The 12,475-nt window shown below is 66.7% G+C and carries 12 protein-coding genes, 1 tRNA gene and 2 pseudogenes; 9 read left to right on the top strand and 6 right to left on the bottom strand.

Annotated elements, in window-relative coordinates:
• Positions 1-4 precede the first annotated feature (4 nt).
• Positions 5-1,132, bottom strand: a complete 1,128-nt coding sequence (locus ACPEE0_RS18470) for an FUSC family protein (RefSeq protein ID WP_354176843.1) — start codon at positions 1,130-1,132, stop codon at positions 5-7.
• Positions 1,133-1,386: 254 nt separating this feature from the next.
• Here ACPEE0_RS18470 and pstS point away from each other — a divergent pair, with 254 nt between their 5' ends.
• The 5 genes and pseudogenes from pstS to ACPEE0_RS18445 all read left to right on the top strand — a co-directional run bounded on the left by pstS (position 1,387) and on the right by ACPEE0_RS18445 (position 6,032).
• Complete coding sequence (pstS, locus tag ACPEE0_RS18465; protein ID WP_009357827.1) at positions 1,387-2,505, top strand: phosphate ABC transporter substrate-binding protein PstS; 1,119 nt, start codon at positions 1,387-1,389, stop codon at positions 2,503-2,505.
• Between the two features lie 105 nt (positions 2,506-2,610).
• Positions 2,611-3,543: a phosphate ABC transporter permease subunit PstC gene (pstC, locus tag ACPEE0_RS18460; protein ID WP_133349519.1), complete on the top strand. Its 933-nt coding sequence runs from the start codon at positions 2,611-2,613 to the stop codon at positions 3,541-3,543.
• Entirely contained in the window at positions 3,544-4,656 is a 1,113-nt protein-coding gene (gene pstA / locus ACPEE0_RS18455) for a phosphate ABC transporter permease PstA (RefSeq protein WP_407710405.1), read from the top strand.
• Positions 4,657-4,737: 81 nt separating this feature from the next.
• A pseudogene (pstB, locus tag ACPEE0_RS18450) lies at positions 4,738-5,516 on the top strand (phosphate ABC transporter ATP-binding protein PstB).
• Positions 5,517-5,654: 138 nt separating this feature from the next.
• Positions 5,655-6,032, top strand: a complete 378-nt coding sequence (locus ACPEE0_RS18445; RefSeq protein ID WP_424575014.1) for a hypothetical protein — start codon at positions 5,655-5,657, stop codon at positions 6,030-6,032.
• A gap of 23 nt (positions 6,033-6,055) precedes the next feature.
• Here ACPEE0_RS18445 and ACPEE0_RS18440 read toward each other — a convergent pair whose 3' ends face one another.
• From ACPEE0_RS18440 to ACPEE0_RS18420, 5 genes and pseudogenes are all read right to left on the bottom strand, one after another.
• On the bottom strand, positions 6,056-6,463 hold the full coding sequence (locus ACPEE0_RS18440; RefSeq protein WP_424575013.1) for a hypothetical protein: 408 nt from the start codon (positions 6,461-6,463) through the stop codon (positions 6,056-6,058).
• 176 nt (positions 6,464-6,639) lie between these two features.
• Entirely contained in the window at positions 6,640-7,653 is a 1,014-nt protein-coding gene (locus ACPEE0_RS18435) for an inorganic phosphate transporter (RefSeq protein ID WP_009357833.1), read from the bottom strand.
• A 1-nt stretch (position 7,654) separates the two neighbouring features.
• Positions 7,655-7,792 carry a hypothetical protein gene (locus ACPEE0_RS18430; protein ID WP_424575012.1) on the bottom strand — a complete coding sequence of 46 codons (138 nt, stop codon included), beginning with the start codon at positions 7,790-7,792 and terminating at the stop codon, positions 7,655-7,657.
• Complete coding sequence (locus tag ACPEE0_RS18425) at positions 7,780-8,217, bottom strand: DUF47 domain-containing protein (RefSeq protein ID WP_424575011.1); 438 nt, start codon at positions 8,215-8,217, stop codon at positions 7,780-7,782. The genes ACPEE0_RS18430 and ACPEE0_RS18425 overlap by 13 nt, the downstream gene beginning before the upstream one ends.
• A 403-nt stretch (positions 8,218-8,620) precedes the next feature.
• Positions 8,621-9,279: pseudogene (locus tag ACPEE0_RS18420) on the bottom strand (hypothetical protein).
• Between the two features lie 180 nt (positions 9,280-9,459).
• Between ACPEE0_RS18420 and ACPEE0_RS18415 the strand changes: the two are divergent.
• The 4 genes from ACPEE0_RS18415 to ACPEE0_RS18400 all read left to right on the top strand — a co-directional run bounded on the left by ACPEE0_RS18415 (position 9,460) and on the right by ACPEE0_RS18400 (position 12,450).
• Positions 9,460-9,532: transfer RNA gene (locus tag ACPEE0_RS18415), tRNA-Lys, on the top strand.
• A 69-nt stretch (positions 9,533-9,601) separates the two neighbouring features.
• The gene (locus tag ACPEE0_RS18410; RefSeq protein WP_424575010.1) at positions 9,602-10,624 is read left to right on the top strand and encodes a LacI family DNA-binding transcriptional regulator; all 1,023 of its coding nucleotides are present in this window, start codon (positions 9,602-9,604) and stop codon (positions 10,622-10,624) included.
• A 132-nt stretch (positions 10,625-10,756) separates the two neighbouring features.
• Positions 10,757-11,599 carry a DUF4397 domain-containing protein gene (locus ACPEE0_RS18405; RefSeq protein ID WP_009357837.1) on the top strand — a complete coding sequence of 281 codons (843 nt, stop codon included), beginning with the start codon at positions 10,757-10,759 and terminating at the stop codon, positions 11,597-11,599.
• 128 nt (positions 11,600-11,727) lie between these two features.
• Positions 11,728-12,450, top strand: coding sequence for a class F sortase (locus ACPEE0_RS18400; protein ID WP_424575009.1), 723 nt, complete (start codon positions 11,728-11,730; stop codon positions 12,448-12,450).
• The last annotated feature ends 25 nt before the right edge of the window (positions 12,451-12,475 follow it).

The following is a 12,475-nucleotide window of genomic DNA, read 5'->3' as shown; positions in this document are numbered from 1 at the left end:
CGCGTCAGAGGGCAGGCAGGATGTCCCTGGCCTCGCGGGCGTCCATGCCGGTAGCCTCCAGAAGGTCCACCATCAGCGGCCGGTACAGCATCACCACCGTTTCGCCCTCCAGGCGCTGGACTTCCAGGAGCTTCGGATGCAGCCGCAGCGCAATTTCGCTGAGCTCCCGGCGGGCCGTGCGCAGGTGGGCGCGGCGGACGCCGTCGTGCGTTTCCGCCAGCCCCAGCGACAGCTCGTCAATCGCGGCAGCGGTCTCCTGAAGCACCTCCGCAATGTTTTCGGTCGCCTCGTCTGACAGCGCCGCGTGGTTGATGGCGCTGGTGAGCCGCCGCGCAAACACCCTGCTGTTGCGGAGGGCGAGGTCAATGAAGTCCAGTGACTGCTGCAACTGGTCAAGTTCATCCCGGTGCCGGCGGTACGCAGGGGCCAGCCTCGCCACCTCGCCCGAGGCCCGCAGGGAATGCCGCATACCGTCAACCAGCGGCTGGCAGTTCCGGCCCCGGACCAGCGCGTGCCACGCCCGGGTGGAATCACTGTCCACCAGCGCCTCGGCGCATTCACGCAGCACCTCCGCAAGCTCATGCAGCAGCTTCCGGACGTCCTTGCGCGGCTCCCGGCGCGGGTCCTTGGGCGCCACGATGGTCACCAGCAGGGCGAACAGGCCCCCGATGACGGCATCGATGCTCCTGGTGAACGGCCCGCCGGACGGCGCCGGCAGCAGCACCACCAGCAACGACTGCAGCGCCAGCTGCGTGGTGAAAATATTGCCGCTGTCCAGGAATCGCGCCAGCAGGATGGAGAACAAAAGGACGACGGCGGCCTGCCAGATCCCGCCGCCCAGCCAGTGCAGGAGCAGGTCACCCACCGCGATGCCGATAGTGCAGCCCAGGCCCACCTCCAGCACCCGCCGCAGCCGCGGCTCGCGCGAGAAGCCCAGGGCAATCAGCGAGGAGGTGGCGGCGAACAGCGGGCCCGAATGCCCCAGCACGTACTCGGCAAAGGCATAGGCACCTACCGCGCACACTGTCATTTGGATGGCCGGAACCAGCGAATTGCGGCTGCGGATCAGCCCGGTGCGGACCCTGCCGCGCAGGAACCGCCTGCCTGCTGAGAGTCCTGCTGCGGGGGCCATGCCGTCCAGTCTATTTGCTGCCCGCGGCCTTTAATTTGCACCCTGCCCCCTACGACTGCAGATGTGATCTGCGCAATGGGAACCCGGCAGTTGTCAGCGAAAATCCCGTCGCCGTTAATGTTCCGTTCACCTTGGGCAGGGCATCCCGTTACCTGCGGCCCTTAACTTCGATGAAGGTACACAACGTACGCATCGCGCTGCAGGGTTCTCCGTCCCTGTCCCGCACTGAATAACCCTGGAAGGGGTACATCTAAGTGAAGGCACTACGCATCGGCCGCCACGCGGCTATCGCTGTTATCGCAGCCGGCGCACTCGCGCTCACCTCCTGCGGTTCAGACAACGCCACTGGCACCGCTCCCGCAGGTGGCCAGACCTCGGGCACCAAGGTCACCGGCACGCTGACCGGCATCGGCTCCTCCGCGCAGGGCGCGGCCATGGACGCCTGGAAGACCGAATTCGCTGCGGCCAACCCCGGGGCCACCGTGCAGTACTCCCCGGACGGCTCCGGCGCCGGCCGCAAGGCCCTCTTGGATGGTTCCGCGCAGTTCGCAGGTACGGACGCCTACCTGAAGGATGACGAATACGAGAGCTCCAAGGAGATCTGCGGACCGGACGGTGCAATCAACATTCCCGTCTACATCTCCCCGATTGCTGTTGCATTCAACCTTCCCGGCATCAGCGAGCTGAAGCTTGACGCTGCCACGGTGGCCAAGATCTTCCGCGGCGAGATCGCCAAGTGGAACGATCCCGCGATCGCCGCCCTGAACGAGGGCGTCGAGCTGCCCGACCTGAAGGTCACTCCGGTAAACCGGTCGGATGACTCCGGCACCACCAGCAACTTCACCGACTATCTTGCTGCCGCTGCCCCCGAGGTATGGACTGACAAGTCCTCCGGCGTCTGGCCCGCCAGCCTCCAGGGTGAGAACGCCAAGGGCACCTCCGGCGTGGTGAAGACCGTCACCGACACCCCGGGTGCCGTGACCTACGCTGACGATTCCGCCGTCGGTGGCGACCTTGGCGTTGCCCAGATCAAGGTGGGCGAATCCTTCACCACCATCTCCGCCGAGGCAGCCGCCAAGGCTGTGGACGCAGGCTCACCGGTGGAAGGCCGCTCCGCCAACGACCTGTCCATCAAGCTGGACCGCAAGACCACCGCAGAGGGCGCTTACCCGATCGTGCTCGTTTCCTTCCACGCTGTCTGCTCCACCTACGACAGCCAGGAGACCGTTGACCTGGTCAAGGCATTCGAAAGCTACGTAGTCTCCGAGGAGGGCCAGCAGGCCGCCGCTGATTCCGCGAAGTCCGCCCCGCTCTCTTCCGAGCTGGCCGAGAAGGCCACCAAGGCCATCGAGTCCATCAAGGTCAAGTCCTAATCAACGCGCCAAAACCGGGTTCCCCGCCTGCCGAAAGGCAGTGCGGGGAACTTCGGTTTGGACGCACCATTATTCAGTGTCAGTAAACGATCGAAGGGCCGTCGAATGACCGCCACCTCCCTGACCAGCACCCAGGGCGCCGGCCGTGCCGGTGACAAAGTCTTTTCCGGGGCCGCGCTGGCCGCCGGCTGCCTCATCCTCGCTGTCCTGTTTGGCGTGGCGCTCTTCCTGGTGGTCCAGGCCATTCCGGCGCTGACCGCCCCGGCAGCGGAAATCCAGGGCGGCGAAGGGTTCTTCGCCTACATCTGGCCAATCGTCATCGGCACCATCATTGCGGCTGCCATCGCCCTGGTCATCGCCACCCCGATCGCCATTGGCGTCGCCCTGTTCATCTCGCACTTCGCGCCCCGCCGCCTCGCTTCCGGCCTGGGCTACGTGGTGGACCTGCTCGCCGCCATCCCGTCAGTCATCTACGGCGCCTGGGGCGCGGCATTCCTGGCCAAGGAAATCTCCCCGGCCTACAACTGGCTCGCGGCGAACATGGGCTGGCTGCCCATCTTCCAGGGACCGGCCTCCGCCACCGGCAAGACCATCCTCACCGCCGGCATTGTCCTTTCGGTCATGGTGCTGCCCATCATCACCTCGCTGTCCCGCGAAATCTTCCTGCAGACCCCCAAACTGCACGAGGAAGCCGCGCTGGCGCTCGGTGCCACCCGCTGGGAAATGATCAAGATGTCCGTGTTCCCCTTCGCCCGTCCGGGCATCATCAGCGCCGTCATGCTGGGCCTGGGACGTGCACTTGGCGAGACCATGGCAGTGGCCCTGGTGCTCTCTTCCGGCGCCCTGACCGCCAGCCTGATCCAGTCCGGCAACCAGACCATCGCCGCGGAGATCGCCCTGAACTTCCCCGAGGCAAGCGGCCTCAAGGTCAGTACCCTGATCGCCGCCGGCCTGGTCCTGTTCATCATCACCCTGGCCGTGAACATGATCGCCCGCTGGATCATCAGCCGGCACAAAGAATTCTCGGGAGCCAACTAAATGACCTCCACGCTTACCCCGGTTCGCAGCAAGCGCTCCGCACTCACCAAGGGCCAGTTGCCCAAGTACGCTCCCTACGTGGTTTTGGCCGCCGCGCTCATCGTCGGCGCGGCCATCCTGGCCCTGCTGGGTTTCAATGCCTTCGGCTGGGGCATCGTTTCGGCGCTCCTGTTCGCTATCGGGCTGGTGTCCTGGAGTGCCGCAGTGGAAGGATCCCGCAAAGCCAAGGACAAGCTGGCCACCTGCCTGGTGGTCGGGTCCTTCCTGGTGGCGCTGCTTCCGCTGGTCTCGGTGATCTGGACCGTCCTGGTCAACGGCGTTCCCGGACTGCTGACCCCCGGCTTCCTCAGCACCTCGATGAACGGCGTCACCGGCGTCTACGACAACAAGGCGGTGGAGGAGGGTGCCCCGGTGGTGGGCGGCATCTACCACGCACTGCTGGGCACCGTGCAGATCACCCTGCTGGCAACCCTCATCTCCGTTCCGGTCGGCCTGCTCACCGCCATCTACCTGGTGGAATACGGCAATGACGGCCGCCTTGCCAGGGCCATCACCTTCTTCGTCGACGTCATGACCGGCATCCCGTCCATCGTGGCCGGCCTGTTCGCCGCGGCCTTCTTCTTCGCCGTCGTGGGCCCGGGCACCAAGACCGGCGCAGTGGCGGCCGTCGCCCTGTCGGTGCTGATGATCCCCGTGGTGGTCCGCTCCAGCGAGGAAATGCTGAAGATCGTCCCTAACGAGCTGCGCGAAGCGGCCTACGCCCTGGGCGTCCGCAAGTGGCGCACCATCCTCAAGGTGGTCATCCCGACGGCGATCTCCGGCATTGCCTCCGGCGTCACCCTGGCTATCGCCCGGGTCATCGGCGAGACCGCCCCGATCCTGGTCACCGCGGGCTTCGCCACCAGCATCAACTCGAACGTTTTCGGCGGCTGGATGGCTTCGCTGCCCACGTTCATCTACACCCAGATCCTGAACCCCACGTCGCCGGCCAACCCGGATCCGTCCTCCCAGCGCGCGTGGGGCGCGGCCCTGGTGCTGATCATCCTGGTGATGATCCTCAACCTGGCGGCACGGCTCATCGCCCGCGTCTTCGCGCCCAAGACCGGCCGCTGACGCACGCTTCAGGGACTGTCACTACCGCCCCGGCGGGCGGAAACCTAGACTCATTACATACCCAGCAAGTGAAGGAACACCATGTCTAAGCGCATCGACGTCAAGGACCTGAACGTGTACTACGGCGACTTCCTCGCCGTGGAGGACGTCACCATCAACATCGAGGCCAAGTCCGTCACCGCTTTCATCGGCCCGTCCGGCTGCGGCAAGTCCACCTTCCTGCGGACTCTGAACCGCATGCATGAGGTCCTTCCCGGTGCGCGCGTGGAGGGTGAGGTCCTGCTCGACGGCGACAACCTGTATGGCCCCGGCGTCGACCCGGTCACCGTGCGTTCACAGATCGGCATGGTGTTCCAGCGCCCCAACCCGTTCCCCACCATGTCCATCCGCGACAACGTGCTGGCCGGGGTGAAGCTGAACAACAAGAAGATCTCCAAGGGTGAGGCTGACGTCCTTGTGGAACGCTCCCTGAAGGGCGCCAACCTCTGGAACGAGGTCAAGGACCGCCTCGAGAAGCCCGGCTCAGGCCTGTCCGGCGGCCAGCAGCAGCGCCTCTGCATTGCCCGCGCCATCGCCGTGGAGCCGCAGGTGATCCTCATGGACGAGCCGTGCTCCGCCCTGGACCCGATCTCTACCCTGGCCATTGAGGACCTCATCAACGAGCTCAAGGACCAGTACACCGTGGTGATCGTGACGCACAACATGCAGCAGGCGGCCCGCGTCTCGGACAGGACTGCGTTCTTCAACATCGCGGGTACCGGCAAGCCCGGCAAACTGATTGAGGTGGGGACACCCACACCATCTTCAGCAACCCCACCCAGAAGGCCACCGAGGACTACGTCTCCGGCCGCTTCGGATAACCCCCGGGGACCTCGCTGGCCTGCGGGCCAGCGCTGCCAGGCTGGCATTCCAGGATGCGCTAGCCAGCACTGAAAGTATTTAGTACGCTGAACTAGATACTTTCAGGGCTAGTAATAAGCACGCTTAGGAGTTTTGCCATGACGCAGATTGCCAGCAACCCCAGGAGCCACCAGCTTCGCGGCTCCGGCCACGGCCCTTCCTTCGCCTCCCAGCCGGTGGACCCCTTCGCCCGTGGCCTGTCCGTGCTGCCGGATACGGTTTCCGATCAGGTGGCGGTGGAAGCTGCGGACTCGGGGGACAGTGATCTGCTGGCAGCTGTTTGGCGCACCAGCTCCTACCTTGAGAGCATGCAGTGGGAGCTGGATGCCGCGCAGGGGGCACTGATGCAGGCCGTGCGGGAGGCTGCGGGCGCCGGCGTCGGGCAGGACCAGCTGTGCAAGGCTGCCAACCTGACTGCTGAGGAACTGGCGGAGGCCCTCGGAGAGCTGCCGCCCGCCTTTCCGGAAGCCCTGTAGCGCGTGCAGCGGACGTCCCGGGGCTATTCCGGAACTTCCAGCTGGAAGCCGCAGCGGCAGCGCAGGACCCGGGTGGGCAGGCATACGGCGCTGAGGCCGCTTCCGCTGTTGCTGCTCCGGTAGCACAGCCGCTCAATCTCGAACTCGGCCTCCTCCATGGGGAAACCGCAATGGATGTAGTCATCTCCGAACATGATCACCTGCGCCATCCAGCGCACCTGGTGCAGGGCGGCCGCGACATCTGACGCATAGGCAAGGTGTTCCTGGAACAGGCTGCAGTCGTTGCACGTGTAGGAGACCGTGACAAGGTCACCGCCCGCCGCCCCTATTGCCGTGATGGCATGGATGGTGAGCTGGTGTTCGGTTCCGCAGGTCTCGCATTGGAGTTGCCGCGGCTGGGGCGCAGGGCGGCGCGAATCCGGAATGGGCATGATGCCTGCTCTTTTCCGCGATGTGCATCCAGGCCGCCGATAGGCTGCAGCGGCGAACGCCCGCGGGGCCTGCACGCGCCGGCGGGCGGCTGTCCCGGCAGGTCCGGTGGACGTACTGTCGAATTTACGTCACCCGCGCCGGGCTGTACAGGGCTGCGTTGCCGCGGGGAAGCCCCTCAGCCGGCCAGCGGCGACATGGCCAGTGCCAGCACGAAGGCGGCGGCCGCCGTGGCGGCGGGAGTCAGGGCCCAGAGCCCCAGGATCCGGATGACCAGCTTCCGGTTGGTCACCGAAAAGTGCTGGTTTTCGCCCGCACCCAAGACCGCCGAAGTGACGGTATGGGTGGTGGACAGCGGCCAATGCAGGGCGATGGCGCCCACGAACAGCATGACCGAACTCCAGATCTGGGCTGTTGAGCCGCGCAGCGGATCAATGCGAGTGACCTTGTAGCCGATGGTGTGCGAGATCCGCCACCCGCCGCCCAGGGTGCCGGCCGTAATCATCACCGCAGACACCAGTGCAACCCACAAAGGGATGGTCCCGCCGTCGGTATAGCCGGCGGCCAGCAGGGCAAGCAGCAGCACCGCGCTGACCCGCTGTCCGTCCTGCAGCCCGTGGCCGAAGGCCACGGCGCCGGCGGCAATGGCCTGGCTCCGGCGGAACCGCTGGTTCACCACATTGGGCTGGGTGTACCGCGCCGCCCACGTGGCCGGAAACACCATCAGGAACGCCCCGCTGTAGGCCACCAGCGGGGACAGGACCAGGGGGAGGACCACCTGGAACAGCAGCGACTGGTCCACGCCGCCCACGCCTGTCCCGCCCACGGCGAGGCTGGCCAGCCCGGCACCCGCAAGGCCGCCCACCAGGGCATGGGTGGAGGACGCGGGAATGCCGCGCCACCACATCAGCAGCCCCCAGGCGGAAGCGCTGGCCAGCCCCGCAACCAGGATGCTCAGGCCGTCCGTTCCCGGCGGCAGCGTGATCCAGCGCTGGCTGACCGCAACAGCAAGGGTTGCGCTCAGCAGGGCGCCAATGAAGTTGAAGAAGGCTGCCAGCAGCACCGCCACACTGGGGGTCAATGCCCGGGTGCGGGTGGCAAGCGCGACGGCGTTCGAGACATCCCGGAAGCCGTTGAGGAAGGCAAACACGGCGGTCAGCAGGACCACCGCGCCGAAGATGGCCTCCACCATCTCAGGATTCCTTGACGATGATGCTGCCCACCTGCGTGGCGATCCGCCGCATATCCTTGGTGACCTCCACCAGCTGGTTGGCGACGTCCCGGTTGCGGGAGTACTGCGCCCATTTCATGTCCGTGATCATGTCCGCCACCCACAGGCGGTGGGTCCTTCGGCCCGCTTGGCCAGGCGGAGGATCTCGATCCAGTAGTCCTCGAGGTCGTCCAGGTTGTCCAGCCGGCGCATGGCGTCCACGGTCAGCTCGGCCTGCCTGCTGATGATCTCCAGCTGGTCCGCGGCGCGCCGGGGCAGCCGGTCCAGTTTGTACAGCGCCACCAGCTCAGCGGCGGCGTCCATCTTTTCCATCGCTTCATTGAGGTAGCGGGAGAGTGCGTACATGTCCTCGCGCGGGAGGGGGTTTACGAAGCTGGTGCGCATGTGGGTGAGGAGCGCGAACTGCAGTTCGGAGCACTTGGCGTCGTGGTTGTGCATGTCCTCGACCAGCCTGGAATGCTCGGCAGCGGGGACGCCGAGGATCTCGGCCAGCGTGCCCCCGGCCAGCACAATCTGCTGCGCCATCTGCGAGAGAAGGTTCAGCCCGGCGGGCTCCTGGGAAAAAGGCGCAGCTTCACGTGGTTCCGTTTCCGGGGAAAGTACAGGGCGGGGATTGCCGCCGTGTGACTTGACCCGGCAGGCAACTGACGCTAACTCTACCGGGCCGTAACTGCACCCTTGAAATGGGAAAACAGGAAGAAAACGGGAAAAGGGCAGAAAAATGGTGCCGAACCGGATACGCCTCTCGGCGGTAGGCCGCTCTAGGCGGCTGAGTTTTGAAGCCCGGGGGTTTCGCGGTTCGACACCAGTTTCAGTGTTCTACGATGCCGCTCCCAAGTCAATCTTGACAGCCGGGGCCTGGTAGGCAGTACGGCCCGAACGGCCGGCTGGCAGCCCGGAAGGTTGGGGGAGAGGTGCAACGGCAGGTTCAGTCCAGCTCGCCCAGCCGCCACGCGTTGGCGGCATGCTCCAGGTCCTCCGCAGTCTTGACCAGCTGGTGCGAATTGCGGGTCAGCTTGCTCGCGTGCGCCTCGTTGGCGTGTTCGGCACCGTCGGCGATGGTCGCCTGGCCGAGTGCCACCACGCGGCAGAAGGCCGCGGACCGTTCCAGCGCGACGTCGAACTCGCCGTCGAACGCGCCGGAAAGGATGGCGTCGGCCATGGCTGTCATCTCTTCGGCGCCGGGAGGCTCGGCCGCGCCGGCGACCACGTTGGAGACCTGGGCCGTGTCCCTGCCCGCCCGGAAGTACACGGAAATCCGCTCGGGTCCTGGACCGTGGCCGCCCGCAGCGCGTAGAGCCGCCACAGCGCACCCGGAAGCGAACGGGCCGGGCTTTCGGCCCACATCTCGGCGATGGCCTCCAGGCCCTGTTCATCGGCGAGCTTGACCAGTCGCTGGGTAACCACGGGGTCATCGCTGTCACGGCCATGGCGGACCAGCGCCTGGGCGGCAAGGTGGGCGGCCTCGGAGACCCTGGCGGGATCTGCGCCGCCGGCGAAAGGCTCAAAGTCGATGGGAGCGAAGGGTTTGGGCTTGTGGTGCCGGGGCGCGCCACCGTACTTACTGGGTCCTGCTTGCTCACTCATGCCCCCACGCTACTCCTGTGCCGTGCCGGATACGAGCGCCCCCGCACCCTTCGGAAAAAGCCCGACGGCGCGGCCCGGCGGGCGTGCGAAGCCGCCGCAACCATGCGCTAGAGTATTTAACGTCCAGAAATGGATTGGGGCCGGACAGGTGCAACATTTCGATGTTGGACCGGCCGGCAGGGGCCTTTAGCTCAGTTGGTAGAGCATCGGACTTTTAATCCGTGGGTCGTGGGTTCGAGCCCCACAGGGCCCACCCGCACAGCAGGCCGGAGGCAGTTCGCCTCCGGCCTGCTGTTTTGTCCGGGGCAGGGACAATAGGCACATGGCAAAAAGCAGCAAGGGCAGGATGCCGCGTCTTGAAGACGTGGCGGACGTCGCCGGGGTCTCCCACCAGACAGTCTCCCGCGTGGTCAACAACCACCCCAACGTCAGCAAGGCCACCCGCGAAAAGGTGGAGGCGGCCATCGCGGAACTGGGGTACCGGCGGAACACGGCTGCCCGGAGCCTGGTGACCCGGCGCTCGCAGACCATCGGGGTCCTGGCCAGTGAGCTGTCCCAGTACGGCCCGGCCAACACCCTCCTCGGCGTGGAGCATGCCGCCCGCGACGCCGGCTACTTTGTCAGCATCGCTGCCCTGCGGGAGGTCAGCCGGGAGGCCATCGCGGACGCCATCAGTCACTTCATCGACCAGGCCGTGGACGGGATCGCGGTGCTGGTCCCGCACTCGGACACGCTGAAGGCCCTCGATGAGATGACACTTTCCGTGCCCGTGGTGGCCGTCGGATCCCTCGGCAACAGCAACGTCAGCGGCACCATGGTGGACCAGCGGCGGGGCGCCCGGCTCGCCGTCGAACACCTCATCGGGCAGGGGCACCGGCAGATCGGCCACGTGTCCGGCCCCCCGGACTGGACGGACGGCGCCGAGCGTGCCGAGGGCTGGCGCGACGCGCTCCGCACCGCCAACCTGCCGGAGGGGCTCTTGGTGGAAGGCGACTGGAGCGCCGGCAGCGGCTACCGGATCGGCCGCAAGCTGGCGGAACAGCGCAGCGCCACGGCAATCTTCGTAGGCAACGACCAGATGGCCCTGGGCCTGCTGCGGGCCTTCGCCGAGGCAGGCGTGCGCGTGCCCGACGACGTCTCCGTGGTGGGTTTCGACGACCAGCCGGAGTCGGGGTACTTCACCCCGCCCCTCACCACCGTGCGGCAGGACTTCGAGGAGCTGGGCCGCCGCTGCATGGACATCATGCTGAAGGAAATCGAGGCAGGGGCGCCCGTCAGCTCCACCATCGTCACCCCGGAACTGGTGCTGCGGGCCAGCACTGCCCCGCCGGCCGCGACGAACTAGGGCCGGCACGCCAGGGTCCAAAATAATTTGCCGAAGAATTTTCCATGAATCTGCATCCAACTCCGGGTCTGCACCAGTAGTAGGGGTGTAAGCAAAAAACGCCCGCACGGCGGGCCGATGAAGGAGAAGGACATGCGCAACAGGATCTTCACAGCAGGTGCCGGTGCAGCGGCAATTGCGGCAGCAATCGCTCTCGCCGGCCCCGCCCAGGCAGCCGAAGGGGACGCCCAGCTCTCCGTGCTGCACGGCGTTCCCGGACTCACCGTTGACGTCTGGGTCAACGGCGAACGGACCCTGGACGATTTCACCCCCGGCACCCTGGCCGGCCCGCTGGCGCTCCCGGCCGGCGCCTACGAGCTTGCCATCACTGCCTCGGATGCCGCCGACGCCAGCGCGGCAGTGATCGGGCCCGTCAGCGTCACCCTGGCCGCCAACGGAAACTACACCGCCGTGGCCAACCTCGACGCCGGAGGCAACCCCACCGCCAACCTCTACACCAATGACGTTTCGCAGATTGCAGCAGGCAAGGGCAAGCTGACCGTCCGGCACGCAGCGGCAGCTCCCGCCGTGGACGTCCTGGCTGGCGGCACCGCCGTCATCTCCAACTTGGCCAACCCGAACGAGCAGACCCTGACCCTTGACCCCGGCACCATCCCGGCAGCCGTCGCCGCCGCCGGCACCACAACCCCGGTCATCGGACCTGCGGACGTCACGGTCGCAGAGGGTACGCACACCATCGTCTACGCATGGGGCAGCCTGGCCAACAACAACCTGCAGCTGGCCGTCCAGACCATCGAAGGCCTGCACTCCTCGCCGGGTTCGGTCCCGGGTGCACTTGACGGCTCCGCCAATGCCTCAGCGGCACCGGCAGAACCTGCCGCTCTCGCCCTTGGCTTCGGCGCAGCAGTCCTGGCCCTCCTGTTCGCCGGACTGGGCGCCGCCCGCGTCATCGGGGCAGCCCGCGCACAGCGGTAACCAGGAGCAGCACAGCAACCAGCTACACAACAACTGCAGCAGGAAGCAGGCCGCCCGGTTCCAGCTGGGCGGCCGGCACCTGATCCACACCACAGCGGTCCTTCGGCGGCCGCGGGGAAGGCGGACAGATGAACAGCACCACGACGACGGCAGGGGAGTCCCGCCGTCGTTCTTCCGGTTTTGCCGGGGCTGCCTTCCTCGCGGCGGCCTTGCTTCTCCCGGCCTGTGCGCCGGCAGCTTCCGCTCCGGATCCGGCGGCCACTGCCAGCCAGGCAGCCGGACCGGCCACAGCCCCGCCCGTTACCTCCCCACCCGCCCCCACTGTTGCTCCGGCTTCCCCCTCGGCGCAGGCTCCAGCGGTGGACGTCCCGGTCCGTGCCGCCACCCTGGGGCCGGCCGCCCCGGCGCAGCCGGCCCCGACGTCACTCACCGTTGCCGGCACCGCCATCAACATGCCCGTTATTCCGGGCGGGGTGTCAGCCGAGGGTGCCATGGAAATCCCGGACGCCTTCGACAAGGCTGCCTGGTACCGGTTCGGCCCGGCGCCGGGAGCAGCTGAGGGAACCGCCGTGATTGCGGGGCACATCGACACCACGTCTGACCGGGCACCGTTTTCGCAGCTCAAGTCCGTACCGGCCGGGACTGCCATCCAGGTCGGCCGGGAGGGTGCCGCGGCGCTGACCTACCGGGTGGTCCGGGTGGAACTGATGGCCAAGGACAAATTCGACGGCGAAGCCCTCTTCCGCAGGTCCGGGCCCCACGAGCTCAAAGTGGTCACCTGCGGGGGAACATGGCTGGACGAGCGGATGGACTACAGCGACAATGTGATTGTCACCGCGGTCCTAGAATGAGCGGTGATGCAGCCGTGATTCTCGC

The sequence above is a fragment of the Arthrobacter sp. SD76 genome (assembly GCF_049726125.1).
GTDB classification, from domain to species: domain Bacteria; phylum Actinomycetota; class Actinomycetes; order Actinomycetales; family Micrococcaceae; genus Arthrobacter; species Arthrobacter nitrophenolicus.
Note: the sequence above shows the minus strand (reverse complement) of the source record. Positions and strands in the feature narration are given on the sequence as shown.